The following is a 25,173-nucleotide window of genomic DNA, read 5'->3' as shown; positions in this document are numbered from 1 at the left end:
AAAAACAAAAACATGTGATGCAGACAGGCGTATTTATATGCTCCGTGAACGGCAACCCTGAAATAGCGCCGTAACGAACAGGTTAGAGAGGAGAAAATACCATGATGACATACGACCGTAACCGCAATGCAATTACCACCGGCAGCCGCGTCATGATTAGCGGCACGGGCAAAACTGGCGTGATTAAAGCGATCCACAGCGACGGGCTGGATGCCGCGCAGGTGCGCCGCAGCAAAACGGTTGAAGTGGAAGGATGCGAAGGTAAGTTCGAGCCGATTGAGCTGATTCGCCTGGGGATGCACTAAGCTGTGCGCAGACATGCCGCCGCGAACGGCGGCATGTGCTGAATTACCGTTGAGAGACGTACTGGGCCACGGTCGCTTTCGCGCCCTGTTGCAGCAGCGTCTGATATGCCTTCATCACCGCATCAACAAAGCCTGCTTCCCGCGGTAACTCTTTGCCGAAGATGGCCTCGATACCGAGCAGCGCCTTGACCCGGCTTTCCCCCTCCGCACTGCCCTTCACCGCCGCCTGAATAACCGCCAGCTGCGGATCGCTCACGTCAATAGCGTTACCCTGCTCGTCCACGCCGCCGACATAGCGCATCCACCCTGCCACGCCCAGCGCCAGAAGTGGGAAAGGTTTCTGATGCACCAGATGCCAGCGCACGGAGTCCAGCATACGCTGCGGGAGCTTCTGGCTGCCGTCCATCGCAATTTGCCAGGTCCGATGGCGCAGGGCCGGGTTGCTGTAGCGGGCAATCAGGAGATCGGCATAACGACCTAAATCAACGCCTTTGACCTTCAGCGTAGGCGCCTGCTCGTCAAGCATCAGCGCGTGCGCGGCGAGGCGGTAGTTCTCATCTTCCATACAGTCGTTGATATGCTGGTAACCGGCCAGATAGCCCAGATACGCCAGGAACGAGTGGCTGCCGTTGAGCATGCGTAGCTTCATCTCTTCAAACGGGATCACGTCCGACACCAGCTCGGCGCCAGCTTTTTCCCATTCCGGACGGCCCGCAACAAAGTTATCTTCGATCACCCACTGACGGAACGGTTCACAGGCTACTGCCGCCGGATCGCGAACGCCGGTCAGCCGTTCGATTTTATCCAGCGTGTCAGGGGTGACGGCGGGCACGATGCGATCCACCATGGTTGACGGGAAGGTGACGTTAGCCTCGATCCAGTCCGCCAGCTCACCGTCTACCGCCCGGGCGTACGCGCAGGTGACATTGCTCATCACATGACCGTTCTCCGGCATGTTGTCACAGGACATCACGCTAAACGCCGGCAGACCCGCCGCTTTGCGACGCGCCAGCGCTTCCACGATTACACCCGGCGCAGATTTCGGCTGGTGTGGGTTTTGCAGGTCGGCGACGATAAACGGGTGATCGAGCATCAGTTGCCCGGTCGCCGGTGAGTGGCAGTAGCCTTTCTCGGTGATGGTCAGCGAGACAATCGCCACCTGCGGTTCACACAGCGCTGCCAGCACCGTCTCCAGCCCGTCTACCTGCGCATGGAGGGCCTTTTTGACCACGCCCACCACGCGGGAGGTCCACGCATCGGCAGACATCTCCGCCACGGTATAGAGATTATCCTGCGCGTTCAGATCGGCAATCTGCTGCTCGCCGCCAATCAGGTTAACCTCACAGTAACCCCAGTCGCTGCCGTGATCAGCGGCGAGGATATCGGCATACACAGCCTGATGCGCCCGGTGAAATGCGCCAAAGCCTAAATGAACGATGCGTGCTTTAAGGCTGTCGCGATCGTACTGAGGCAGCGTCGCGTTGGCCTGTAATAAGGTATTTTCCATGATTAAGACTCGTTAATTAGAAAGCTGTGGTTCGCTGCCGCTCCTTCTGAAGCGGCAGCGCCTGCTGACTACACCAACTAGAATGGCAGTTGGGGTAAAAAAATAACTGCCATCAACCATACTGATACTGACGTTTGAGATTTTGATTTATATTAACTTTTGCTCATGTGGTGTGACATAAATATAAAGTTGTGTGATAAGTCACTCAAGATATAAACCATTAGCGCCGCGAGGAGATCGCGCCGTAACCCACACGCTCTTCTGGTGAGGACTCCGCTGCGTCTTGCGCCGCGCTCAAATCACGGTCGCGCACTTCCGGCATCAGGATCGCCGAGAGCAGCCCAATCACGGAATAGGCCACCAGCATGGCAACAATCGGCCACCAGGAGCCGGTCATATTGCAGAAGATCCCCGCCAGTACCGGACCAAAGCCCACAGCTACCAGACCGCCCGCCTCTTTCGAGATAGCCATACGGGTAAAGCGATTTCGCGAGCCAAACATCTCCGCCATGGTGATATTTTCCAGCGCGAACAGCCCCAGAACGGCGAAGTTATGGATAACGATGATAGAGAGCATGATCGTCCCCGGCGCATAGCTCTTATCGACGATGATCGACAGCATCGGGTAAGCGAGCAGAATGGCGGAGATATTGAGGATAATGTACGGCAGACGGCGCCCCACTTTATCGGAAAGCCAGCCCAGCAGCGGGATAGAGATAAACCCGAGAATGGAGCTGATCATCAGCGCATCGGTAGGGATGGCCTTATCGAACAGCAGCGTCTGGACCAGATAGCCCGCGAGGAACGTCTGTATCAGACCCGAGTTGCCCGCCTGGCCGAAACGCAGGCCGGTCGCCAGCCAGAAGGATTTACTTTTCACCATTGAACCGAGCGATGTGTCCGGCTGCACGGTTTGTGCATCGTTCACTTTCTCAAAGACCGGGCTCTCCTTGAGGTTCATACGCAACCAGATGGCAAAGATCATCACCACGACGCTGGCGAGGAACGGCACGCGCCAGCCCCAGGCGAGCAGCTCTTCACGGTCAAGGGCAAAGAACATGATGGCCCAGATCGCCGTTGCGCTCAGCGTCCCGCAATTAGTGCCCATCGCCACCAGCGAGGAGATGATGCCGCGTTTCCCTTTCGGCGCGTACTCCGCAAGCATAGTCCCGGCCCCGGAGATTTCAGCCCCGGCCCCGAGCCCCTGAATAATGCGCAGCGTCACCAGCAGAACCGGGGCAAAAATCCCGATCTGCGCATAGGTCGGCAGGACGCCAATCAGCGTGGTGCAGATCCCCATCATGGTGATGGTGATGAACAGCACCTTCTTACGGCCAATGCTGTCGCCCATTCTGCCAAAGATAAAGGCGCCGACAATGCGTGCGATATAACCTGCGCCATAGGTCCCCATCGCCAGGATCAGCGCCATCGCGGCAGACTGTTCGGGGAAGAAGATCTCATGGAAGACCAGGGCAGCCCCCAGCGAGTAAAGCTGAAAGTCCATAAACTCCAGAGCGGTGCCGAGCCAGCCGGAAACGGCGGCTTTCACCAGATCGGCAGTGGATCGTTGCGGTTGTGCTTGTGTCATGATGGCTATCTCTGAAAGGTAAGATGCGAACCACATAGAGCCTGTCTGCGCAGGCCCTTAATCGCGTAAATGATTATTGGCCGAACGTGAGTAAGACTTTGCAGCACTGCCGCTGATCTTTCTCAAACAGTTCGATGGCGTCTGTTACGTGGTGATAGTCAAAAGTATGGGTGATCAGTTTTTCCGGGTCGATCAGCCCCCTCTTCAGCCAGTCGATGACGACCGGGAATTTGTTGGCATTGAGGCGCGAGGAGAAGATCGCCAGCTCTTTGCCGGTAATGCCCTGCTGAACAATCTGGCTCGGCTCGCTGGAGAAGCCCATCAGCACGATGCGCGCCGCCGGAGAGGCCAGGGTTATCGCTTCCTGCAAAATAGATGGATGGCAGGCGGCATCAATGATTAACGTCGGTTTGATGCCTTTTTCCTCCAGCGCGTCCTGCAGCGACTGCTCGCCATTATTAAAGACCCAATCCGCGCCGCTGCGCCGGGCCATCTCAAGGCGCTCGTCTATGCGGTCTACCACGATAACCTGCTTCACCTTATAGACGCCTTTCAGCGCCTGCACGGTGACCAGCCCCATCGGGCCAGCGCCGTAAATAAGCGCGACGTCCTGTTCCATCGGTTTCGCCTGCCCCGTTACGTTGGCGGCAATGGTGAAGGGTTCAACCATGACGGCGTGTCGGTCGGGAATGTCATCCGGGATAGGCCAGGCATTTTTAGCGGGCACTGCAGCATATTCGCTGAAGCCGCCGTCGCGGTGAACCCCCAGCACCACCAGCGAGGTGCAGACGTTCGGTTTTCCGACGGAGCACGGATAGCAATGCCCGCAGCTGATCACCGGGTCAACCGAGACGCGCTGGCCCAGGCGGGCACTGTCTACGCCCTCGCCCACGGCGTCAATCACGCCAAAAAACTCGTGGCCGATCGTGCGTGGATACTTCGCAAACGGATTATGGCCGCGATAGATGTGGCTGTCCGAACCGCAGATCCCCGCCAGCGTGATTTTGACGCGGACGTCACCTGCGCCTGGCTCCGGGCGTGGCCGCTCTTCAATCATCAGTTCGTTCGGCTGTTGAATCACTACGCTTTTCATCGTTCGCTCCTCGTTTACCAGTTCCACAGCGTGCCGTCTTCAAGACGGGCCACCGGCAGATAGGCCGGATCGTAGGGGTATTTCGCCGCCAGTTTTTCATCAAACTCGATGCCCAGCCCCGGCTTGTCGCCCGGATGCATATAGCCGTTATCAAAGCGCCAGCTGTGCGGGAAGACCTCCAGCATCTGTTCGGAATAGCCCATATACTCCTGGACGCCAAAGTTTGGCACCCACAGGTCGAAATGCAGCGCGGCGGCGTGGCAAACGGGCGAGAGATCCGACGGGCCGTGCGAGCCGGTACGCACCTGATAAAGCGAGGCGAAGTCGGCGATGCGACGCATCCCGGTAATGCCGCCCGCGTGGGTAATGGTGGTGCGAATATAGTCGATAAGCTGCTCTTCGATGAGCTGCTTGCAGTCCCAGATGCTGTTAAACACTTCCCCCACCGCAATGGGCGTAACGGTATGCTGGCGGATCAGGCGGAAGCAGGCCTGGTTTTCCGCAGGTGTTGGGTCTTCCATCCAGAACATGCGGAATGCTTCGATGCTCTTGCCGAAGCGCGCCGCTTCGATTGGCGTCAGGCGGTGGTGCATGTCGTGCAGGAGATGTTCATTAAAGCCGAATTTACTGCGCACCGCGTCGAACAGCTTCGGCGTGAAATCGAGGTATTTTTCGGTGGACCACAGCTGCTCTTCCGGCCAGTCACCTTTGGTCGCAGGCTCGTAGGCCAGCCCCTTCCCTTTGGCCATGCCGTAGGTGGTTTTCATGCCCGGCACGCCGCACTGCACGCGGATCGCCTTAAAGCCCATTTCTTTATGACGAGCGTAGTCTTCCAGCACGTCGTCAATGGTGTGCCCGGTGGTGTGGCAGTAAACCATCACCCCTTCCCGGGAGGCGCCGCCCAGCAGCTGGTAGAGCGGCATGTTGGCCGCCTTGGCTTTGATGTCCCACAGCGCCATGTCCACAGCGGAGATGGCCGACATGGTGACCGGTCCGCGACGCCAGTAGGCGCCCTTATAGAAAAACTGCCAGATGTCTTCGATGCGGTGCGCATCGCGGCCAATCAGCTGGGGGCAAAGATGATCCTTCAGGTACGAGGCAACGGAGAGCTCGCGCCCGTTCAGCGTAGCGTCACCGAGGCCGACAATCCCTTCATCGGTGGTGATTTTAAGGGTGACAAAGTTCCGCCCCGGGCAGGTAACAAACACGTCAGCCGCGACAATCTTCATAATTCCTTTCCTTACATCGTTCGTTGTGATGCTGGAAATTTACCCATCAGCCCTACTACCATACAAGTATAATGATCATAAAATCAGCTAACGATCACAAAACCCGGGGGGTCACGCGCGCCCCCATCCCGCCACAATAATCAGCATACCGCACAGGGCAATCAGCGCCCCGGCCCAGTCGTATGCGCTGAGCTTGACGCCGTCCACCACGCGTAACCACAGCAGCGCAGTACACACATAAACACCACCGTAAGCGGCGTAGACGCGCCCACTGGCCGCCGGATGCAGCGTTAATAGCCAGACAAACAGGGCCAGCGCGACGCTTGCCGGGATGAGCAACAATACGGTTCCTCCCTTCTTCAGCCAGAGCCAGGGCAGGAAGCAACCGATGATTTCGCATAGCGCGGTGGCAAAAAAAAGCAGCGTCGTTTTAAGCATATTTCACGTCAGGTGAGGATCTATTTAACCATCATACCTGATGATGCCCTTTACTTTTCCATACTTGCTCCGCGGGTATGCCGTCATTTCGCTTTAGTGTAGAATCTGTACGGGGTAACTTGATTATCTGCACCCATTTAAAAGGAAACGCTATGACCACATTAAGCAAACGCCTTTGTCTGACAGCCCTGCTGGCGCTGTCATCGTTCGCCTTTGCCGCCTCTGCGACAGCGGAAACCAGCAAGCTCGTTATTGAGTCTGGTGACAGCGCGCAAAGCCGCCAGAACGCCGCCATGGACAAAGAACAATGGAATGACACCCGTAACCTTCGTCAGAAGGTCAACAAACGTGCTGAAAAAGAGTGGGACAAAGAAGATGTCGCTTTTGACGCGCGCGATAAGTGTCAGCAAAGTGCAAACGTCAATGCCTACTGGGAGCCTAACACTCTGCGCTGCCTGGATCGCCGCACTGGCCGCACGGTAGCCCCGTAATGTCTGGATCCTGCGACGTTAAACTCCGTCCGCTGGAGCGTGAAGACCTTCGTTTCGTCCACCAGCTCGATAATAATGCCAGCGTGATGCGCTACTGGTTCGAAGAGCCTTACGAGGCGTTTGTCGAGCTATCCGATCTCTACGATAAGCACATTCACGATCAGAGTGAACGTCGGTTTGTGGTGGAGTGTGAAGGCGAAAAAGCCGGTCTTGTTGAGCTGGTTGAAATCAACCACGTTCACCGTCGGGCGGAGTTCCAGATCATCATCTCCCCTGAGCATCAGGGAAAAGGCCTTGCCTCACGGGCAGCGAAGCTGGCAATGGATTACGGATTCAACGTTCTGAATCTCTACAAGCTTTACCTGATTGTGGACAAAGAGAACGAGAAAGCGATCCATATCTACCGCAAGCTGGGCTTTATGGTGGAAGGCGAGCTGATTCACGAGTTCTTTATCAACGGTGAATACCGCAATACCATTCGCATGTGCATCTTCCAGCATCAGCATCTGGCCGGGCACAAACCGTCAGGCGCCAGCCTGCTGAAACCAACCGCGCAGTAACCTGCGCGGCTTTATTCTCAGTAATAATCAATCGTGTTCTTGATGGTGTACTTGCGCTCAACGGCGGGTTTGACGCTGTCGTCGGTGATCGTCAGATCGCAGCTCACCGGGTTATTGTGGCGGTCGTAATCGCAGCTCTGCTTGACGTTACCCAGCGGCTTGTCATTCAACATGCTCACCGCCGAGTAATCCATTCTTTTGCGAACATCTTTAGACGGCGTCGACTGGACGGACAGGTGCTGATCGCCGGAGACGGTGGTTTTGCCCAGCGGATAGCCATCCGCATCGTAGCGATACTTCACCTCCATCTCTTTGCCGTGCGCCGCCACCACAAAACCGTTGTCGTCGGTATCCCACGTCACCCCGGCTGACGGCAGTTCGGCCAGTTGGCATTTCCCCTGGAGCTTCACTTTTCGCTGCTGGGTTTCTGCGTCAAGATAGTAATTGGCATCCAGCACCAGCGCCACGCCGGTGTTGGCCTCCAGGTCGTGCAGCTCCAGCGTATCGAAACACCCTTCTGTCGAGACGGTGCCGGTGACCCGTTTGGACACTTCGCCCTTCTCGTTGAACAGCGTCTGAGTAAAGTCTTTGACCGGGCCGCGCAGCGGATCAAAATCAAATTCGTTCGAAAAACTCGCCATCTCGGGCGTAAACGACAGCGGCGCGGAGCTGTTGTCGCACCCCACCAGTGTTGCTGCCAGTAGCGTTATCGCTGCGTATTTCTTCACATTTATTACCGTACAGGGAGATTATTCCCAATCATATTAGCAAATACAGTTGTTTACACGAAGCCTGCTAAAATTAATCTCTACACAGAGAAAAGGAGCTACAGATGAAACGGTTACCCTGGATTACCGCCCTGCTGTTAATGAGTGCCTCAACGGCCGCGCTGGCGGCACCGGATTCCTGCGAGCGCGTGAAAAGCGACATTCAGCAGAAAATTATCAATAACGGCGTGCCTGAATCAGGCTTTACGCTGAGCATTGTGCCTAACGACCAGGCCGATCAGGCGGGCACGCAGGTGGTGGGCCACTGCGCGAACGACACCTTTAAAATTTTGTACACCCGCACAGGCAGTGGTGCGGCAGCTGAACCTCAGTAATTGACCCTCAATCCCCTTTGATTTGATAAGGATTAATATTTAGTCCCCCCAAATCAGTAACACTCACCCCATCATTAGCCCGGATATCATTTCGGGAAAAATAATACGCAATTATAATGATGGGGTGAGCCATGTCCGATATTGAACATCACGGCGGAATTAGCCGTCGAACTCTCGTGAAATCTACGGCGATAGGTTCTCTGGCGCTTGCCGCTGGCGGGATCTCGCTTCCGTTTGGTTTAAAAAGCGCCGCCGCGGCGGTGAAGAACGCCGGCCAGCCGCCTGAAGATACCGTGGTGTGGGGCGCCTGCTCGGTCAACTGCGGCAGCCGCTGTGCGCTGCGTCTGCACGTGCGTGACAATGAAGTGTACTGGGTCGAAACGGACAACACCGGCGAGGATATTTACGGTAACCATCAGGTGCGAGCCTGCCTGCGCGGACGTTCAATTCGCCGTCGTATCAATCACCCTGACCGTCTGAACTACCCGATGAAGCGCGTGGGCAAACGCGGTGAAGGCAAGTTCGAGCGCATAACATGGGATGAGGCACTGAACGCCATTACCGCCAGCCTGAAAGACGTGGTGGCCAAATACGGTAACGAAGCGGTGTATATTAATTATTCCTCCGGCATTGTCGGCGGCAATATCACCCGCTCCTCCCCTTACGCTTCGCTGGTGGCGCGCCTGATGAACTGCTACGGCGGTTTTCTGAGCCACTACGGCACCTACAGCACGGCGCAAATCGCCTGCGCGATGCCCTATACCTACGGCAGCAACGATGGCAACAGCACGTCCGACATCGAAAACACCAAACTGGTGGTCATGTTCGGCAATAACCCGGCGGAAACGCGCATGAGCGGCAGCGGGATTACGTACTATCTGGAACAGGCTCGCGAGCGGTCCAACGCCCGCATGATCGTCATCGACCCGCGCTACACCGATACCGCCGCCGGACGCGAGGATGAATGGATCCCGATCCGTCCGGGTACCGATGCCGCGCTGGTGGCGGGTATTGCCTGGGTGTTAATCGACGAAAACCTGGTCGACCAGCCGTTTCTGGATAAATACTGCGTTGGCTATGACGAAAAAACGCTGCCGGAGGGCGCGCCCGCTAACGGTCACTACAAAGCGTATATTCTCGGCCAGGGTGATGACCACACGGCGAAAACGCCAGAGTGGGCCTCACGCATCACCGGCATTCCGGCGGATCGCATCGTTAAGCTTGCCCGCGAAATCGGCTCCGCGAAGCCGGCCTACATCTGTCAGGGCTGGGGACCACAGCGCCAGGCAAACGGCGAGCTGACGTCCCGCGCCATCGCCATGCTGCCTATTCTGACTGGGAACGTGGGAATTAACGGCGGTAACAGCGGCGCACGTGAGTCAACCTACACCATCACCATTGAACGTATGCCGCTGCCGGACAACCCGGTCAAAACGCAAATCTCCTGCTTCAGTTGGACGGACGCCATCGCCCGCGGGCCGGAGATGACCGCCCTGCGCGACGGCGTGCGCGGGAAAGATAAGCTGGACGTGCCGATTAAGTTCATCTGGAACTACGCGGGCAACACCATCATCAACCAGCACTCCGATATCAATAAAACCCACGAAATCCTGCAGGATGAAAGCAAGTGCGAGATGATCGTGGTCATCGATAACTTCATGACTTCGTCAGCGAAGTACGCCGATATCGTGCTGCCGGACCTGATGACCGTCGAGCAGGAAGACATCATTCCGAACGATTATGCTGGCAATATGGGCTATCTGATTTTCCTCCAGCCCGTGACCGCGCCGAAGTTTGAACGCAAGCCGATCTACTGGATCATGAGCGAAGTGGCGAAACGCCTCGGACCGGATATCCATCAGAAATTTACCGAAGGACGCACGCAGGAACAGTGGCTGCAGTACCTGTATGCCAAAATGCTCGAAAAAGACCCTCAACTGCCGTCCTATGACGAGCTGAAAAAAATGGGCATTTATAAGCGCAAAGATCCGAACGGACACTTCGTGGCCTATAAAAAATTCCGCGAGAACCCGGAAGCCAATCCGCTGAAAACACCATCGGGCAAGATTGAAATATACTCCAGTAAGCTGGCGGAGATTGCGGCCACCTGGGAGCTGGAAAAAGATGAAACCATCAGCCCGCTGCCCGTCTACGCATCAACCTTCGACGGCTGGGACGCGCCCGAGCGTGCGCAGTTTCCGCTGCAGCTGTTTGGCTTCCACTTTAAGGCCCGTACCCACTCGAGCTACGGTAACGTCGACGTGCTGAAAGCGGCCTGCCGTCAGGAGGTCTGGCTTAATCCCGTCGATGCCGAAAAGCGCGGCATCAAGAACGGCGATACGGTGCGCGTCTTTAATCGTCGCGGCGAGGTGAGAATTGAAGCAAAAGTGACGCCGCGCATCATGCCCGGCGTGAGCGCCATGGGCCAGGGCGCCTGGCACGACGCCAATATGAGTGGCGATCGTATCGACTACGGCTCATGCATCAACACCCTGACCACGCACCGCCCTTCACCACTGGCGAAAGGCAACCCGCAGCACACCAATCTGGTACAGATCGAGAAGGTGTAGCGGGTGAATGGCTTGACCGTAGTTTATTCTATGGTTTGTATGATCGTTTAACACCGTCGCGCGGACACCCTCCGCGCGAACAAGGAAGATGTAATGAAAGACGTCTCACATCGTGAATCGTTCGCGTTCAGCGCCCGGGTGTTGGGTGCGCTGTTTTATTTCGCACCAGACAGCGAGCAGGCCGCGCCGCTGGTGCAGGCCCTCACTGCGGGCGAATGGGTTCAGGACTGGCCCCTGCCGCCGGAAACGCTGCGACCCGTAGCCGACACCTTTGCCGCGTCTGCCGACGAACCGCTGACGGACGCCTGGCAACGACTGTTTATTGGCCCTTACGCCCTGCCCGCTCCACCGTGGGGCTCCGTCTGGCTGGACCGCGAATCCTTGCTGTTTGGCGACTCGACCCTCGCGCTGCGCCAGTGGATGCGGGAGAACAATATCGCATTTGAAATGCAGCAGAATGAACCGGAAGATCACTTCGGGACATTACTGCTGCTGGCGGCATGGCTGGCCGAGAACGGCCGCGAGGCGGAGTGCGCTCAGCTTCTGGCGTGGCACCTGCTGCCGTGGAGCACCCGCTTCCTGACGGTGTTTGTCGAGAACGCCAACCATCCGTTTTATATCGCGCTGGGTAAGCTTGCGCAGCTGACGCTTGCGGACTGGCGATCCGGGCTGCTTATTGCGGTTGCGGAAAAGACGCTGTATCGCTAAGGGGTGTGGCTTGCTCGCGGTTTGCGGGCAAGCTACGGTCAAAAGAGGAGGCTTAAAAAATTTAACTCGAAACAGGAGGCATATTGAATTTAATAATATAAAATAGCTTTTCCTGGTAAGGTCAACACTTTCGTTTGATACATACAAAACAAAACCATGACTAAAAATTATTCCTTCGAAGATAAACGCAAGAAATTACTTGTTACAGCCGTGATATTCATCGTTTTAGGTGGATGGCTCTGGTATATGTCATGGGCATCTGGCATCTCCCATAATACTATATTAAAAAAATCCGTTCCTGAATGGATGACATATATTTCACTTGGCGTTTTGATTGGAACAATTTTTGTTATGCGCGCTTTTTATCTGCGCACTTTTAACAAAACATTAGAATATATTGCCAATGCTTTTTTTAGCGGCTTTTGCCTTGGTTTTGTATTGAGCTTAAATTGTTATGATATTTATGTCTATCTCTTTCCGGACAAAACAATTGGCTATGAATCTGAATATGAGGTTGTCTTTCCGGGGCCTTCGAGAGGTAAGTATGGCCATTGTGAAGCGGGTCTCTGGTTAAAAGATCAGAACACCAACAGATGGATACAGCTTTGTACAAACAAAGAATATCTGCACAGCCACCGTAAGCAGGGAATGACTGGGGTGTGGGTAACGGCTCGTGTGAATAATATTGGAAGTTACATTGTGAATTATGAGTTCATTTATTTGTAGGCACTACCCTATCTATTTTTGTTCCGGCGAAAATGAATGGTACTTAAGGTCCGCTCCTTGCTAATAGCCGTCAGCCTGATACTTCGCACCAGAGATTGCGCATTCACAGCGGAGAAACCGGCTATGGGAGGGTCATCTCAAAGTCGAATCAGGGTAATTTTCATTCATGCCCCCACATTTAGTGGTGGATACGTGACGGCTGTTCATCTATTCTGCTTTTTCAGCGAGCAAGCCGGAGTCATTTTTAGTGGATAATCCCATATTTCAGAAAACCATCATTATCTTTATTCTCATCCTGTGGGTAATAGACGAAGTCAGGAGAAAGAAAAAAAAGCGTTATGACTCCGCTATAGCAGAGGCTAATGCCAGAGAACGCTATGAATGGCGCTATCTCAGATGGGGTTGGCAGGCAATACGAGTGGCGGCGGCAGTGTATATCTTTGTTCAGCTGATTCAGTTTTTACTGAGATAGATGGTAGAAGAAAGTAAGACAGGCAAGGAACATCTCACTGTCCAGGTCAACAGTAGCTGAGCCTCGGTGGTAGAAATTGTGAGGGTTCCCTGCCTGCCAGTAGCATGCGTTACAAGCCTTTAACCAGTATTTGGTTATGTATCACCGACTGATTCCCCCTCACTCGCACTCTCTTTACTTTGAATGAACCGAAGTGCCAGGTAGAGGTCTGGCGCCAGAATCATGTCATCATCATTCATTGTTGGCCGACTGTCTTTAAACCAGCGTGTTAATTCCGTTTTCCTGCCCGCGAGGATTAATTTAATCTGTCGACCTTTCAGGTCACGCTTTAACTCATTAATGGTTGCCAGGACACTGATGTCTGAATAGGTGAAGCAGGCAACGGCATCAATCACCACCCATTTAGGCTGTAAAGCGGCACCATCAACCAGGTTCAATACCCGGCGTTTAAAATAAGCCACATTAAAATAGGTCAACGGTGAGTTAAATCGATACATCAGTACGCCAGGAACCATTTTAATATCGGTGGTATTCCCTAACGAGTGAATCATTCCATCTTCGTCAGTGCCCAGCAGGTGCTCAGAGGGACGAAACACCGTACGAAGGAACTGTAACAGCCCAAGCAACACCGCAAGGCCGATCCCCTGGATAACGCCGATAATTAACACACAGCCAAAGGTGAAGAAAGCCAGGCGAAATGCCTGTTTATTTCTGCGCCTCAGGTTCCATAGCCCTCGTAAATCAATCAATGACCACGATGCATACATTAGAACAATACCTAACGCAGATACCGGAATGTATTGTAATGGTTGAGTGAAAAATACCACGACGATACCGATGAGTAAGGCTGCGACCACGGAAACCAGCTGACTTTTCCCACCAACCGAATCATTAACCGCGGTCCGGGAATCGGCGCCACTGATAGCAAACCCCTGAGATAACCCAGACATAATGTTCGCAATACCCAGAGCCCGGAACTCAGCATCAGCATTAATTTCATAGCCATTTTTTGCGGCGAAACTGCGGGCGGTCAGCATCAGACTGACAAAACTCACCAGGGCCAGGTTCAGCGCCGGGATCACTAAATCACGCATCGGACCGGGCTGGAACGCCCCCCAGTGAACGACGGGTAAACCAGACTGGAAGCCATCCCCACCGATAGTGGCAATACCATACTGTTGCGCAGATGTCCCCCATACCAGTGCCGTTGTTATCACAATGGCAATTAAAGGTGCTGGCCACTGGGTGCGGTACGTTTTGATAACCATTAAAATAATTAACGTTATAAGCGATATCCCTATCGTTAATAAATGGCTGTCCGAAAGTCGGCCTGGCAAGGCCATTATTTTCTCAATAACCTGCGCTTCATCTAGCTTAATCCCAAAAACCTTGCCTAATTGACCGACAATAATCGTCACGGCTACGCCATTCAGCAAACCCGTAAGAATGGGATGAGAAAGCAGATCGGCAAGTGCGCCCAGGCGAAATTTACTGGCAAGCAGGCACCACCCGCCCATCATCAATGTCATGATGATCGTCAGTTGCCAGTGCAGTTCTGGATTACCTGCAGAGAGAGGAAACACGACGGCCGCAATCACCGCGCAGGTCGTGGCATCAGGGCCAACAATAAGCTGACGTGAAGAGCCAAACAGTGCGTAAGCTATCATCGGTAAAATGCAGGAATACAGCCCTACTATTGCCCCAACCCCCGCCAGCTCAGCATAAGCAATAGCAACGGGTAGCGCGACAGCCGCAACGGATAACCCGGCTTTAACATCATGTTTTAGCCAGCTTTTATCGTAGGCTAACAAATTTTGTAAACCTGGCATGTAGTTCAACAATAGCTTTCCGACCACGTTATTCTCCGGACATTAATATTACCCACGAGATGTTGGCACACTTTTATGTGAGGTTCTGGCTTTCAAATGCTCCGGACGGAGGCCCCGCCGCTCAGGTCCTGTAAATGCTTAACCATTTTATTATTCTGACTGGTGTTAAACATAGTTCAAAAACGAACGGTTAGTCGGAGGTGGAACCGGCAGCAAGGTCACCGACGTTGTAACCCGTTATTGGTAGTTGAAAAGAGGCCAGGAATTACGGAAGAATATTTAAACATTACTGAAGCTTAAATGGATTGCGGGGTAAGAAGTGGGAATGTCTCAAGCAGTAAAGAAAATCGCTATGGTGGCTATACTGGTGAACCTGGCCGCGGGATGCGCGCCGCTACACCCTTCCGGTTGCCATAAGACCACGGCTACGGGTAATTGCGGTTCAGGACGCTGGGACGATCGGGATGAATGGGGCGCGCAGGCGCGGGCAATCAGGGCGGCAATAAACGCCGAAATTGAAGAGCCACAAAACTGGAAAGGGAAAAAATGCAGGTTGCATATGGAATTTGCTCAGGATGGCACACCTTTAAGCATCTCAACCAGTAACGGCAATAGAGCCTATTGCGAAGCGATAAAATCAGCCGCCCATAAAGCCAAATTCCCGGCCTTCAGCAATCCAGAAGTTTATAGAGATTTTCAAAAATCCGGCTTCGACATGCGCGGCTAGCATCATGATTATGTGTTGAATGGCGCGCTTTGCTCAACTCAGCCATGCTGCTTCAGGCCATGTACTCTTTATGTCATGAGCGGATTTTTTGGTAGTTTCAGTAGGACTGTATTTCAGCATAATGCACCTGTCTGTAAGCATGGTTGTTTTTAATACAGCCACACACTATTGAATCTAGCTCCGGCAGGCGCTACCGACCCACAAAAGAAAGGATGCCCGAGATCGAGCTATGCGTACTCATCAACAGAATAAGTCCCGTAAGCTGTATCGCAGCGTCAACACCACTACACGACACCATTCTAATAATCCTGGTGCTGAGTATCGCTGGGAGCGCAATTGTAAAAAAGTCGGAAAAGAGCTACTTGCAAAGCGCGGGACAATACATGGCAGACAGAAGCGTGGCCGAGATTACACACCATTGTTTCATTTTCTGATCAAACACATTGGCAAACCATGGGATGAAATATTCAGTGAAGTATGTGGGCGTCTTGATACTACCGAGCCTGTATTCTGGTTAGTTGCACGACATGAGCATCAGCGAAGAGATTTAGTCTGCATTGGCGAAAGTAGTTTTTATCCGGGTCTGTTTGTTGATGAGAATGGAATTCTGCAACAGGTAAATCCTTCAATTACGGGAAAGGACGTGAAAGTAACTTGCCGCTGCTGCACACACACCTATATTGGTGAACCTGTCCCCTGGATAGAGTAACTGACAACATTTCCTTGGCTGACATGCGTGCCGCTGACATCAGCTATGAGAGCGATTGCATACTTCCGCTCCTCTATCCAAACTGACCTACTATTTCTGCAATGTCAGTTTTATGCCAAAAACGGAAGTTGGTATTCTTTGCAATGTTCAAAGATAATTACTGATGTGCCTGTTAAACCCGTGGCTCTTCAGATTCAGTTATCGTTTCTGAAATTAGGTTTCAAACGGTAAACGGGTCGAAGAACGACCCGTTTTTTTACTCATTCGAAAGCGGGTTCATCGTCGCAGGGGAAAAAGTCATCCGCAGGCTTTACTGTAAGATCGATCACAGACGGATCGTATTTTCTTGCTAAGAAACGTTCGCGATATAGGTGATAGGCAGCATCGCAGACGTTACTGGTGAAATAGGCGTTATAACCGCCTCCAACGCCTGCACCTGCGATAGGAATCACTTGGGCCAGTTTTGCTTTGGTGAGACGGATTCCCAGGCTACTGGCAATTTGCTTAATAATCTTTACAAATACTTGTTTTTCCAACTCTTCCCAGACTACTTTCTTGGCGACCTGCTGCGATATTTTTACTAATTGCGCCATGGCGACGTTTTTCGCCATAGCCGATGAAGCAGAAGAGAACCCCAATATGTTAAAAGCAAAAAGTCGCTCTTCCTGGCGATTGATATCGAAACCGTAGTACGTTGCATATTCTCCAATGGCTCGCAGATTCAATGTAATGAGGGTAGGTATATCGATGGCAATTCCGGCAATTCCCATCACGCCCGTGCCTGCACCTTCCGCCAATGCAATGCCTTTGTATTTGGCTGCCAGCCAACCGACGGTTTTATCGATGTCCTCAAGACGCAATGTTTCAACATCTTCGTAGTGATTGATGTGAATATGGCCGTCACTACGGAACTCTTCGAAAATCGCCTCTGGTCGCACAGACCATTGCGCGGCATCGTTACAAACTCCCACCAGACCTTGCACAGAAGATTGAATGACTTCGCCGACAACAGGCGTTGAAAGAACCAACTCTCCCGCGCTGTCTAGAGGTTTACTGATTAATTCAATTGATTTAGACAGGAAACTTCTCTGTGGATTTTTCCAGTCGTGAATTTGCTGAAGTGCATTTTTATCGTAATCGATGAGTTTCATGTTATCCCTTGCCTGCCGGTCATCAGTATTTTTATGACGTAAATTTCATACTAAAGTTATCGGCAATTAAAACGTAAATGTGAGTGCATTTGATGGTTTTTGACTATTGACCTCAAAAAGAACAGGAGGGGGCTTAGCAGTATTCTGAGTAGTGGGGTTCGTCGATGCACGAGATCGCATTTAATTGTCAAGCCTATAAAACTTCGATTTACATTTGTCCAACTTCTACTCCTCGCTCACAACAGACCGCCAGCCTAGCCATCTTGTCCGCTTTGTGCCAGGAGGGGACGTAACGAATAACTGTTTGTGTGGAGCAATGCGGAGCAGGCAAGCTGAACTTTTTATTCGGAAACAACACCTGCCATCTCATACAGAAGATTTCCAAACTCAATAGCGGAAGGAGTCTTTCCCCTCCTGCTCCAAATGAGAGTGAAGTAAGCGGTCGGCAATTCTGGTAAACCGTATTGTCTGTCAATAACGGTCATCCCCGGCTCCAGGTCACTATGTGGTATGGCCGTAATAGCAAGTCCAGCCAGAACCGCAGCACGCAATCCCTGCTGGCTTGGTGATGTAAAGGCCATACGCCACTTAACGTCGGCTCCGTCCAGGGCTTTAACTCCAATCTGTCGATGAACACAAGGTTCCGGAGCAAATGCCAGAGGTAGTGGCGTGTCACACTTATATTCAAAAGATCGCGCTGCTGCCCAGACAAACTGTGTTTTTCGTAACACCATGCCATCATCGTGCTTACCTGACAAAGACATCACCACTGCCAGGTCCAGCCCGTTAGCATCTACTTCTGACTGCAAGTTCAAGTAAGTATCCACAGTGACATCCAGTCGAACATCCGGAAAAAGATGGGCGAATCTTGACAACAGAGGCGGAAGCCGATTTCCCATGAAGTTTTCGGGCACACCAAACCGCACCACGCCGGAGACTGAGGAACGCTGAAAACGGCGGACCAAAGCATCCTGAGCACGTAAAACCTGGTCGGCGTAACGAACGAAGTCTTCTCCATCTTCTGTCAGAGTCAGACTACGTGTCGTTCGCATCAGCAAAGGCGTGCCCGCCTGCTCTTCAAGGCGACGGATTTGGTGACTGATGGCGGATTGGGTAAGGTTCAGTCGCTGAGCCGCCCTCGTGAAACTCCCAGTGTCCTTGACTGCGATAAAAGCCCGTAAAAGATTGGTGTCAAAGTCCATATCTACGATTGATGATGAAATTTAATTAATGTAACAAAATTATATCATTTCCGTCATAGCGTCAATGACGCCAAAATAAGAGCTCAAATATTAATTGCACCTCATGATAATAATGTCCGGCTTGTTTTAAAGCCGGGAATTAATGTTCAGCTATCTCAAGCTACAGGGAACCACCATGACCATCTCCCCCTCAGCCAAAAACGCATTAACTCTTGCGGCTGTCTGCCTGGCTTCGTTGATGTTCGGTCTGGAAATATCAAGCATTCCAGTGATACTACCTACACTTGAAACAGTATTGCTTAGTGATTTCAAAGAATTGCAGTGGATTATGAATGCCTATACGCTCGCCTGCACCGCTATACTGATGGCTATTGGCACTTTGGCTGACCGTTACGGGCGCAAACGCCTTTTTGTTGTCAGCCTGATGTTATTCAGCGTGACGACGTTAGTTTGCGGACTGGCAACAAATACGTCAGTTCTCATTGCCGGTCGCTTTTTGCAGGGTATGGCGGGAGGAGCCATGTTAATTTGCCAGATCGCAGTGTTGTCCAATCAGTTTACTGAAAGTGGGGCACGTGGAAAGGCTTTTGGCTCATGGGGCATTGTTTTTGGCTTGGGGCTGGGTTTTGGTCCGATTATCGGCGCCGCAATTGTCGCCATTTCAAGTTGGGAATGGGTCTTTCTCGTTCATGTTCCGATAGCTATTATCGCGTTAGCACTTGTATTTATGGGGGTTGAGGAATCTCGTGGCCCTCAGGAACGCGGTCTTGATGTCAAAGGTATCGTATTCCTGTCACTGTCCGTATTTGGACTTGTCTGGTACATCACTCAGGCACCCACATTAGGCTTCATAAGTCCTGTTGCCATTACTCTCCTCGGTGCAACGCTACTCTGTTTGGTCATCTTTATCATGGCAGAACGGAGTAATAGTGCGCCTATGTTTGACTTCTCGGTGTTTCGTATCCGTCGCTTCTCTGGGGCATTGCTCGGTTCGGTTGGTATGAACTTCAGCTTCTGGCCCTTCATGATATATATCCCACTGTATTTTCAGAATGTTTTAGGTTATGGCAATGTCGCCGCAGGACTCTCACTATTGGCCTATACATTGCCAACATTGGTATTTCCACCAGTGGGCGAAAAGTTGTCCCTACGATACCGTGCAGAGGTTGTCATTCCGGCCGGGCTATTTACTATAGGAGCAGGTTTTCTTCTGATGAAATGGGGCAGTAGCCTGGAGTCTGCAAGTTGGTTAACAATGCTGCCGGGATGTCTGCTGGCGGGTATTGGGCTGGGTATTACCAATACGCCAGTGACGAATACCACAACAGGTTCAGTGGCGAATGAGCGCGCTGGAATGGCTTCTGGCATTGACATCAGCGCACGAATGATCAGCCTTGCCATCAATATTGCACTGATGGGGTTTATTCTTGTCGAAGGGATATCCGACCACCTTCGTTCCACATTATCAGGAGCAACTGATTTCACACAATTGCGTCAGTTGGCTGAGGGTCTGTCTGCAGGAAATATTACGATGATGGAACAGATCACCCCAGTTATGAACATTTCCAGTACTACTGTCCAGGGAGCGCTATCTCAAGGTTTCGGATGGGTGATGATTTATGGTTCAGTTTCTGTATGGATATTGGCTATATGCAGTTTTCTTATTTTTAAAGAAAATGGCGTTAAGATACCTGTAAGTGGTGGTTGGAAATGAAAAATGAAATAAAGAAAACAGTAATCGAGATCATTAAAATACTATCCTCAAATGAGGAGGATTCAAGGGCAAAAACATTTGAAAAACTGGCGATCGAGCTCGATATTGATTTTGAATCATCCATTTATTCATTGAAAAAACTTTACGGCGGGATGGGATCATTTAACGATATTGTTCTTCATAAAAATGGGATGCCTCTAATTCGAGAAAATGACGCATTAGATGATTTGAGATACAAGCTCTACAAGCAACTTGACCATGCAATCGGCTTGTTAAAAGCAGGTGATTGACCATAACGTCGTTACCAGCAACGCCAGTGAGGTACTGGCGACGTTTCCGGTACGGAATACCACGCGGCTCGCCGAAACATGGCCAATCGGCGGACAACACTAAGGTCCGCTTTTCGCTCACTGCGGACCTTAAGCACAGTCAGATCGTCCGCATCGAGCCAGAGGCAGTCTGCGCCAGCCGTGTTCTGAATTGAGATTACTCGTAGGGAACGCCCTATTACACGGCTGATTTAGTCACCGCTAAACATTCTAAATTTCATCCATGGAGAAACTATTGTTCCTTTGAATACTCATCTGTCTCCGAAGAATAATGCTGGCAAACACATGCCAGCTTATTCCCATCAGGATCGCGCAGGTAGGCAACATAAAAATTGGGTCCGTACGCGGTTCGTGTACCCGGCGCGCCTTCATTCTTCCCGCCCGCAAGTAGGCCTGCCGCATGGAACCGTCTCACAAGGTCCGCGTTATCGGCACGGAATGCGAACATTGTCCCGTTTCCCGCCGTTGCAGGATGCCCGTCAAAAGGAGGGCAAATACAGAAGCTGAAACCCTCCTCCGGATTATTCACATCTCCCCATATTGCCCAACCTTCTGTCCAGGCAGGCACACGTGAATAGCCAAGCACTCTAAAAACAGCGTCATAAAACGCCACGGAGCGCTGAAGGTCATTTGTACCTATGGTGATATATGTCAGCATCTTATCACACCCTCTTTGCCGTTTATCTGAGCGGACATTATACCTGGAGGCTGCTCTGCCGATGAAATAAAACTGTACTCAATAAACTAAAGATTTATGTCTTATTTTGGAATGGATGTGGATATTATCATCCCCTCCGTGTTTGTCATTACAGCACAATGGAGCTTTAGATAAATCCGTCAACCACATGTGCAGTGCTGTAACTATCAGCAAGGATAACCGCCCCGCCATCTCAACCGGAGCGGCTTATCTACATTGTTAGTGCGCGCTCAAAACGTTAAGCCACCACGGCCAACCATCAAAAACTGTACGTCACCTTCAAACTCCCCGCAGGGGACGTTTTACGATGCACAATCGGGCTATCACCCGCATCCCCCGTCAGCTGCGTAACGCCCGCTGAGGCAAGCACGCTCCAGCGAGAGGTGAGCTTGTGGGTCCAGTCAAGGTTCATCGACCAGGCATAAATCCCGGCCCCGGCGTCATGTCGGGCAAATCCCGATGCGGCCGACTGGGCGGCGTTGACCCCGTAATACGTCTGCATATACTTGTCGGATCCCCAACTGCCGGTCAGCGCCAGCGTCACCGCATTTGTTGGTGAGGTGTAGAACGGGCTGGAAATGCCGAAATGTACCGCTTCACCGTTGTCCCTTTCAGAAACCGGTACCTCAGCCTGCAGCTGCAGATGAAGCCAGTCGGTCACCTTGTACTCCAGCCCAGGCACAACAATAGCCGAGCCTTTTATCTCGCCCATCCCCCGTAGCTCGTCGCTGCCGGAGCTGATCGAATCGCTGCTCACGTCTTTATCTTTACGACCAACTCGATAGCTCAGCGCTGCGCTGTAATCCAGGTTACCAATGTTGTTGCCGTAACCGATCCCCCGCGTGGTACCGATAAAAAAACCGTTGGCCATGGCGTAATCCACCACCTGAGCTGCGCTGACGCGAGTTTTATCTGAACCCGAGTAGCGTGGCGCGACGTCCACGCCGCCCCCCAGGGTTAAGACGTTATCCTGACTCTGTTCTGCCGCCAGCACGGGTGCGGCCAGTAACGCCAGAACGACGCCCGGCGCGATGTTTTTCAGGCTGCGGCCCGAAAGTAAATGGGGGAACGTATGACGCAGTTCGATGTTTCTCATTACAGAAGCCCTTTTGGATTCAAATGATGACGATGCATGCGGTTAACCGCCAGAACGCCCATTTTGAATACTGACCCTAAGGTTCTGATGAGCCGAAAATGAAGAAACACTGAAGCGCGAGCAGATGCTGTAACCCGGACAGATTTCCTGATACCGTTTTTTCTTAAGATGTTCTTCATTCACGGTTGATACAGTTACCAGTGTGAAAATTCTACTAATCGAAGACGACCTCGATCTCGGCAATGGCGTACGTATCGCCCTCTCAGATCAAGGATTTGACGTCATATGGGTACGCCGTAAAGAGGATGCGCTGCATCAGCTGGACGTCTGCGTGCCGGAACTTATTTTGCTCGACCTGGGACTGCCTGACGGCGATGGCATGAGCCTGATGACGCGTTTGCGTCAGCAGCTCAAGGGGATCCCGGTCATCATCCTGACGGCGCGAGGCACGTTGCAGGATCGGCTGAGCGGGCTAGATGCCGGTGCAGACGACTATCTCGTCAAACCTTTTATTCTCGCCGAGCTGCTGGCGCGAGTCAGAGCCCTGGCGCGGCGCAGCTACGGTTTCGAGAATGAGGCGATAGAAATTCGAGGCTTATCTCTTCATGTCCCGACGCGTCGCGTGACGGTAAGTGCGCGCCATATCGATCTGACGGCCAGTGAATACGCGCTACTGGAAACGCTGATGCTGCGCGCTGACCGCGTGATTACGCGACGGTTTCTGGAAGAACGGATATTCGGCAACAAAGAGAACCTCAGTAATGCGCTCGACGTGCATATGGGAAATTTACGGCGAAAAATCGGCGACGGCTATGTGCGAACGGTCCGGGGCGTCGGGTACGTTATTGATACCGTCTCAATACAAAAGGTGACCGGTTAATGCAAAACGTCTGGTATCACCTGAGGCGTCCGACGCTGGTACGGCGAATTATCATCGCCCAGATGCTGCTGCTGACCCTGCTGTGGTGTCTTTTTTTAACCTTTATTCTGTGGGAGGACCTGCGCAGCCCTCCCATCCTCACGGGCAGTAAAACGTACGACACCGTTTTTACCCTGGCCGAGCGTATGGACGGACGCCCGCAGGACCGTACCGCAGTGCTGGAAGACTTCAGCCAGGCCCTGCGTGAAGGTTACGGCGGAGGGGAAGATCCCGTGCTGTCGATTAACCTCATCGTTCGCAAAAATAATACCGTTATTTTTGCCTCAGACGGTGCGCCCGCGGGGATAACAAACACCCAGTTCGGCGAACTGGAGCACGTTCAGAGTGGAGATCGTACCTGGACCAGCCGCACCCTCAAATCCCCTCACTCCGATGTGGAGGTTACCCTTTTCACCCCAGCCAGCGGCTGGAACTTCTTTATCTATCTGAACTCACGTGGCTACTACATCCTGCCGCTGCTGGTTTGCTTCCCTTTTCTGCTGTTTCCCGCATGGCTGTCAATACGCATTGCGATGCGCCCCTGGAGTAAGGTGGTCAATGAAATTACGTTACGCACGCCTGACGATCTCTCCCCCTTAAAAGCCGTTCCCAGGCACAGGGAGCTTCGTCAGATGGTGGACGCGATCAATGACTTCCTTGCAAGAGTCCGTGAAAGCGCGGAAAGGGAACGGGTTTTCATTGCGGATGCCGCGCACGAGCTGCGTACCCCCCTCGCGGCGATGCGCATCAACGTGGAAGCGCTGCAGTCCTGGGTCATCAGCGAGAACCAGCAGGAGCTGCTTGCGGGAGTGGTTCGCAGCAACAGCCGCGCCGCGCGTCTCGTCAACCAACTGCTGCTGATGATGCACAGTGAAGCGCGTATTGATACGGCTATGGAGCCCGTGCCGCTGACAACGCTTATTCAGGAACGAATGGCCGAGCTGGAGCCGCTAGCGTCTGCGCGCGACATTGAGCTGGAATTCTTCGCCGAGGATGAAATCTGGATCTCAGGCGTCAGGGAACGTCTGGTGTCACTCATTGATAATCTTATTGAGAACGCCGTGAAGTACAGCCCCGAGGGCGGGCGGATTCAGGTCGATGTCCGTGTAGTAGATAGCTTCGCGCGGCTTCGCGTTTCAGATGCAGGCCCCGGCATTCCGGTTGAACTGCGGGAGCGCGTGTTCGACCGCTTCTTCCGCGATCCCAATCAGGTGCAAAGCGGCAGCGGGCTAGGGCTTGCCATCGTCAAAGCGGTGGCGCAGCAACACAGCAGCAGCGTAAACCTGAGCACTTCCGCTGAAGGAGGCCTCATGGTGACGGTTGACTTCCCGAACCGCACGTTTAGCTAAAGCAGAACCGGGGGTTTGATCGCAAATGCCGCAGATTGCTTCAAAATAATTACCGTATTTGTTATATTGTTGTTTATTGCTTATTCACCTCTGCGGTGCCAAAAAGAACAAGATTCACCGCAACCCAGGATACAAAAAATGTTAGATTACCGCTTCCCGACAGCTTTGCAGATGGTTCTCAGCGTAGCGATGGCGGAGCAATTGGGTGAACGTTCGACGAGTGCGATTCTGGCCTACGGTCTGGAAGCGAACCCGAGCTTCATCCGTAAATTGATGGTTCCGCTGACGCGTGACGGCATTATCGTCTCAACGCTTGGCCGTAACGGCTCAATTCACCTTGGTCGCCCGCCGGAAGAGATCTCCCTGCGCGACATCTACCTTTCGGTCATCGAAGATAAAAAGCTGTGGGCGTCGCGCCCTGACGTACCGGCCCGCTGCATTGTCAGCGCGAACGCCTGCTGGTATTTCAAATCGATTTCCGAAGAAGCTGAGCAGGCGTCGTTAGCGGTACTGGCCCGCCATACCGTGGCAAGCGCCCTGGAAGCGGTCAAAAACGCCGACAGCAGCGGATGGGATCCGCTCCCCGACCTCATTGCCCAGTATCAAAAAACGTCGTAACGCGTTATTTGTTGCGAAAAAAACCGCCTTCACTATGAAGGCGG

At 52.7% G+C, this 25,173-nt stretch carries 26 protein-coding genes; 15 read left to right on the top strand and 11 right to left on the bottom strand.

The window, feature by feature from the left end; genetic code table 11:
* The first annotated feature begins 101 nt into the window (after positions 1 to 101).
* Entirely contained in the window at positions 102 to 305 is a 204-nt protein-coding gene (gene ydfZ / locus ACMGG5_RS16830; RefSeq protein ID WP_014883679.1) for a putative selenium delivery protein YdfZ, read from the top strand.
* Positions 306 to 348: 43 nt separating this feature from the next.
* Here the strand turns inward: ydfZ and ACMGG5_RS16825 are convergent, their stop codons facing one another.
* The 5 genes from ACMGG5_RS16825 to ACMGG5_RS16805 form a co-directional block, all read right to left on the bottom strand.
* Complete coding sequence (locus ACMGG5_RS16825) at positions 349 to 1,812, bottom strand: mannitol dehydrogenase family protein (RefSeq protein ID WP_024909094.1); 1,464 nt, start codon at positions 1,810 to 1,812, stop codon at positions 349 to 351.
* Positions 1,813 to 2,032: 220 nt separating this feature from the next.
* Positions 2,033 to 3,400 (bottom strand): MFS transporter, encoded by a 1,368-nt coding sequence (locus ACMGG5_RS16820; protein ID WP_024909095.1) that lies wholly within the window; start codon positions 3,398 to 3,400, stop codon positions 2,033 to 2,035.
* Positions 3,401 to 3,473: 73 nt separating this feature from the next.
* Entirely contained in the window at positions 3,474 to 4,493 is a 1,020-nt protein-coding gene (locus ACMGG5_RS16815; protein ID WP_048989541.1) for a Zn-dependent oxidoreductase, read from the bottom strand.
* A gap of 14 nt (positions 4,494 to 4,507) precedes the next feature.
* Complete coding sequence (manD, locus tag ACMGG5_RS16810) at positions 4,508 to 5,722, bottom strand: D-mannonate dehydratase ManD (protein WP_023292552.1); 1,215 nt, start codon at positions 5,720 to 5,722, stop codon at positions 4,508 to 4,510.
* 111 nt (positions 5,723 to 5,833) lie between these two features.
* Positions 5,834 to 6,160, bottom strand: a complete 327-nt coding sequence (locus ACMGG5_RS16805; protein ID WP_048989542.1) for a YnfA family protein — start codon at positions 6,158 to 6,160, stop codon at positions 5,834 to 5,836.
* A 152-nt stretch (positions 6,161 to 6,312) separates the two neighbouring features.
* Between ACMGG5_RS16805 and ACMGG5_RS16800 the strand changes: the two genes are divergently transcribed.
* Both ACMGG5_RS16800 and speG read left to right on the top strand, forming a co-directional pair.
* Entirely contained in the window at positions 6,313 to 6,651 is a 339-nt protein-coding gene (locus ACMGG5_RS16800) for a DUF1283 family protein (RefSeq protein WP_028017573.1), read from the top strand.
* Positions 6,651 to 7,211: a spermidine N1-acetyltransferase gene (gene speG / locus ACMGG5_RS16795; RefSeq protein WP_024909098.1), complete on the top strand. Its 561-nt coding sequence runs from the start codon at positions 6,651 to 6,653 to the stop codon at positions 7,209 to 7,211. The genes ACMGG5_RS16800 and speG overlap by 1 nt, the downstream gene beginning before the upstream one ends.
* Before the next feature lie 17 nt (positions 7,212 to 7,228).
* Here speG and ACMGG5_RS16790 read toward each other — a convergent pair whose 3' ends face one another.
* Positions 7,229 to 7,939: a YnfC family lipoprotein gene (locus tag ACMGG5_RS16790; protein WP_048989545.1), complete on the bottom strand. Its 711-nt coding sequence runs from the start codon at positions 7,937 to 7,939 to the stop codon at positions 7,229 to 7,231.
* A gap of 104 nt (positions 7,940 to 8,043) precedes the next feature.
* On the opposite strand from ACMGG5_RS16790, the gene ACMGG5_RS16785 reads away from it, so the two are divergent.
* The 5 genes from ACMGG5_RS16785 (at position 8,044) to ACMGG5_RS16765 (ending at position 12,789) form a co-directional block, all read left to right on the top strand.
* A complete protein-coding gene (locus tag ACMGG5_RS16785; RefSeq protein ID WP_024909100.1) occupies positions 8,044 to 8,313 on the top strand; it encodes a DUF1161 domain-containing protein in 270 nt (89 codons plus the stop codon).
* 131 nt (positions 8,314 to 8,444) lie between these two features.
* Positions 8,445 to 10,883: a selenate/tellurate reductase subunit YnfE gene (gene ynfE, locus ACMGG5_RS16780; protein WP_420278212.1), complete on the top strand. Its 2,439-nt coding sequence runs from the start codon at positions 8,445 to 8,447 to the stop codon at positions 10,881 to 10,883.
* Positions 10,884 to 10,976: 93 nt separating this feature from the next.
* Positions 10,977 to 11,591: a Tat proofreading chaperone DmsD gene (dmsD, locus tag ACMGG5_RS16775; RefSeq protein ID WP_420278211.1), complete on the top strand. Its 615-nt coding sequence runs from the start codon at positions 10,977 to 10,979 to the stop codon at positions 11,589 to 11,591.
* Between the two features lie 156 nt (positions 11,592 to 11,747).
* A complete protein-coding gene (locus ACMGG5_RS16770; protein ID WP_267216561.1) occupies positions 11,748 to 12,317 on the top strand; it encodes a hypothetical protein in 570 nt (189 codons plus the stop codon).
* Positions 12,318 to 12,564: 247 nt separating this feature from the next.
* On the top strand, positions 12,565 to 12,789 hold the full coding sequence (locus ACMGG5_RS16765) for a hypothetical protein (protein ID WP_024909104.1): 225 nt from the start codon (positions 12,565 to 12,567) through the stop codon (positions 12,787 to 12,789).
* Between the two features lie 134 nt (positions 12,790 to 12,923).
* On the opposite strand, the gene ACMGG5_RS16760 is transcribed toward ACMGG5_RS16765, so the two are convergent.
* Entirely contained in the window at positions 12,924 to 14,645 is a 1,722-nt protein-coding gene (locus ACMGG5_RS16760) for a SulP family inorganic anion transporter (RefSeq protein WP_248164296.1), read from the bottom strand.
* Positions 14,646 to 14,943: 298 nt separating this feature from the next.
* On the opposite strand from ACMGG5_RS16760, the gene ACMGG5_RS16755 reads away from it, so the two are divergent.
* On the top strand, positions 14,944 to 15,345 hold the full coding sequence (locus ACMGG5_RS16755; protein ID WP_152680650.1) for a cell envelope integrity TolA C-terminal domain-containing protein: 402 nt from the start codon (positions 14,944 to 14,946) through the stop codon (positions 15,343 to 15,345).
* 229 nt (positions 15,346 to 15,574) lie between these two features.
* Positions 15,575 to 16,054 (top strand): hypothetical protein, encoded by a 480-nt coding sequence (locus ACMGG5_RS16750; protein ID WP_157189072.1) that lies wholly within the window; start codon positions 15,575 to 15,577, stop codon positions 16,052 to 16,054.
* A gap of 260 nt (positions 16,055 to 16,314) precedes the next feature.
* Here ACMGG5_RS16750 and ACMGG5_RS16745 read toward each other — a convergent pair whose 3' ends face one another.
* The gene (locus tag ACMGG5_RS16745) at positions 16,315 to 17,205 is read right to left on the bottom strand and encodes an EcsC family protein (RefSeq protein WP_420278210.1); all 891 of its coding nucleotides are present in this window, start codon (positions 17,203 to 17,205) and stop codon (positions 16,315 to 16,317) included.
* 341 nt (positions 17,206 to 17,546) lie between these two features.
* Positions 17,547 to 18,407: a LysR family transcriptional regulator gene (locus tag ACMGG5_RS16740; RefSeq protein ID WP_290094867.1), complete on the bottom strand. Its 861-nt coding sequence runs from the start codon at positions 18,405 to 18,407 to the stop codon at positions 17,547 to 17,549.
* A gap of 175 nt (positions 18,408 to 18,582) precedes the next feature.
* Here ACMGG5_RS16740 and ACMGG5_RS16735 point away from each other — a divergent pair, with 175 nt between their 5' ends.
* Both ACMGG5_RS16735 and ACMGG5_RS16730 read left to right on the top strand, forming a co-directional pair.
* On the top strand, positions 18,583 to 20,121 hold the full coding sequence (locus ACMGG5_RS16735) for an MFS transporter (RefSeq protein WP_420278627.1): 1,539 nt from the start codon (positions 18,583 to 18,585) through the stop codon (positions 20,119 to 20,121).
* Complete coding sequence (locus ACMGG5_RS16730; protein ID WP_420278209.1) at positions 20,118 to 20,411, top strand: DUF6966 domain-containing protein; 294 nt, start codon at positions 20,118 to 20,120, stop codon at positions 20,409 to 20,411. Before ACMGG5_RS16735 ends, ACMGG5_RS16730 begins: the two co-directional genes overlap by 4 nt.
* 271 nt (positions 20,412 to 20,682) lie before the next feature.
* Here the strand turns inward: ACMGG5_RS16730 and ACMGG5_RS16725 are convergent, their stop codons facing one another.
* Positions 20,683 to 21,108, bottom strand: coding sequence for a VOC family protein (locus tag ACMGG5_RS16725; RefSeq protein ID WP_420278208.1), 426 nt, complete (start codon positions 21,106 to 21,108; stop codon positions 20,683 to 20,685).
* A gap of 298 nt (positions 21,109 to 21,406) precedes the next feature.
* A complete protein-coding gene (locus ACMGG5_RS16720; RefSeq protein WP_420278207.1) occupies positions 21,407 to 22,243 on the bottom strand; it encodes a MipA/OmpV family protein in 837 nt (278 codons plus the stop codon).
* Between the two features lie 202 nt (positions 22,244 to 22,445).
* On the opposite strand from ACMGG5_RS16720, the gene ACMGG5_RS16715 reads away from it, so the two are divergent.
* The 3 genes from ACMGG5_RS16715 (at position 22,446) to ACMGG5_RS16705 (ending at position 25,129) form a co-directional block, all read left to right on the top strand.
* Complete coding sequence (locus tag ACMGG5_RS16715) at positions 22,446 to 23,123, top strand: response regulator transcription factor (RefSeq protein WP_061715351.1); 678 nt, start codon at positions 22,446 to 22,448, stop codon at positions 23,121 to 23,123.
* Complete coding sequence (locus ACMGG5_RS16710; protein ID WP_420278206.1) at positions 23,123 to 24,511, top strand: sensor histidine kinase; 1,389 nt, start codon at positions 23,123 to 23,125, stop codon at positions 24,509 to 24,511. Before ACMGG5_RS16715 ends, ACMGG5_RS16710 begins: the two co-directional genes overlap by 1 nt.
* Positions 24,512 to 24,649: 138 nt before the next feature.
* Positions 24,650 to 25,129 carry an RrF2 family transcriptional regulator gene (locus ACMGG5_RS16705; protein ID WP_420278205.1) on the top strand — a complete coding sequence of 160 codons (480 nt, stop codon included), beginning with the start codon at positions 24,650 to 24,652 and terminating at the stop codon, positions 25,127 to 25,129.
* The last annotated feature ends 44 nt before the right edge of the window (positions 25,130 to 25,173 follow it).

The organism is Enterobacter sp. BNK-34, assembly GCF_048684445.1.
GTDB lineage: Bacteria > Pseudomonadota > Gammaproteobacteria > Enterobacterales > Enterobacteriaceae > Enterobacter > Enterobacter pseudoroggenkampii.
The sequence above is the reverse complement of the archived record's forward strand: the minus strand, read 5'-3'. Positions and strand labels throughout refer to the sequence as shown.

What these genes read in the sequence shown, in the direction of transcription:
- ACMGG5_RS16770 (WP_267216561.1), top strand. Translation starts at nt 11,748, where the DNA reads ATGACTAAAAATTATTCCTTCGAAGATAAACGCAAGAAATTACTTGTT.
- ACMGG5_RS16745 (WP_420278210.1), bottom strand. Translation starts at nt 17,205, where the DNA reads ATGAAACTCATCGATTACGATAAAAATGCACTTCAGCAAATTCACGAC.
- ACMGG5_RS16735 (WP_420278627.1), top strand. Translation starts at nt 18,583, where the DNA reads ATGACCATCTCCCCCTCAGCCAAAAACGCATTAACTCTTGCGGCTGTC.
- ACMGG5_RS16755 (WP_152680650.1), top strand. Translation starts at nt 14,944, where the DNA reads ATGTCTCAAGCAGTAAAGAAAATCGCTATGGTGGCTATACTGGTGAAC.
- ACMGG5_RS16710 (WP_420278206.1), top strand. Translation starts at nt 23,123, where the DNA reads ATGCAAAACGTCTGGTATCACCTGAGGCGTCCGACGCTGGTACGGCGA.
- ACMGG5_RS16740 (WP_290094867.1), bottom strand. Translation starts at nt 18,407, where the DNA reads ATGGACTTTGACACCAATCTTTTACGGGCTTTTATCGCAGTCAAGGAC.
- ACMGG5_RS16705 (WP_420278205.1), top strand. Translation starts at nt 24,650, where the DNA reads ATGTTAGATTACCGCTTCCCGACAGCTTTGCAGATGGTTCTCAGCGTA.
- dmsD (WP_420278211.1), top strand. Translation starts at nt 10,977, where the DNA reads ATGAAAGACGTCTCACATCGTGAATCGTTCGCGTTCAGCGCCCGGGTG.
- ACMGG5_RS16800 (WP_028017573.1), top strand. Translation starts at nt 6,313, where the DNA reads ATGACCACATTAAGCAAACGCCTTTGTCTGACAGCCCTGCTGGCGCTG.
- ACMGG5_RS16730 (WP_420278209.1), top strand. Translation starts at nt 20,118, where the DNA reads ATGAAAAATGAAATAAAGAAAACAGTAATCGAGATCATTAAAATACTA.
- ACMGG5_RS16805 (WP_048989542.1), bottom strand. Translation starts at nt 6,160, where the DNA reads ATGCTTAAAACGACGCTGCTTTTTTTTGCCACCGCGCTATGCGAAATC.
- ydfZ (WP_014883679.1), top strand. Translation starts at nt 102, where the DNA reads ATGATGACATACGACCGTAACCGCAATGCAATTACCACCGGCAGCCGC.
- ACMGG5_RS16815 (WP_048989541.1), bottom strand. Translation starts at nt 4,493, where the DNA reads ATGAAAAGCGTAGTGATTCAACAGCCGAACGAACTGATGATTGAAGAG.
- ACMGG5_RS16725 (WP_420278208.1), bottom strand. Translation starts at nt 21,108, where the DNA reads ATGCTGACATATATCACCATAGGTACAAATGACCTTCAGCGCTCCGTG.
- ACMGG5_RS16820 (WP_024909095.1), bottom strand. Translation starts at nt 3,400, where the DNA reads ATGACACAAGCACAACCGCAACGATCCACTGCCGATCTGGTGAAAGCC.
- manD (WP_023292552.1), bottom strand. Translation starts at nt 5,722, where the DNA reads ATGAAGATTGTCGCGGCTGACGTGTTTGTTACCTGCCCGGGGCGGAAC.
- ACMGG5_RS16750 (WP_157189072.1), top strand. Translation starts at nt 15,575, where the DNA reads ATGCGTACTCATCAACAGAATAAGTCCCGTAAGCTGTATCGCAGCGTC.
- ynfE (WP_420278212.1), top strand. Translation starts at nt 8,445, where the DNA reads ATGTCCGATATTGAACATCACGGCGGAATTAGCCGTCGAACTCTCGTG.
- speG (WP_024909098.1), top strand. Translation starts at nt 6,651, where the DNA reads ATGTCTGGATCCTGCGACGTTAAACTCCGTCCGCTGGAGCGTGAAGAC.
- ACMGG5_RS16720 (WP_420278207.1), bottom strand. Translation starts at nt 22,243, where the DNA reads ATGAGAAACATCGAACTGCGTCATACGTTCCCCCATTTACTTTCGGGC.
- ACMGG5_RS16825 (WP_024909094.1), bottom strand. Translation starts at nt 1,812, where the DNA reads ATGGAAAATACCTTATTACAGGCCAACGCGACGCTGCCTCAGTACGAT.
- ACMGG5_RS16785 (WP_024909100.1), top strand. Translation starts at nt 8,044, where the DNA reads ATGAAACGGTTACCCTGGATTACCGCCCTGCTGTTAATGAGTGCCTCA.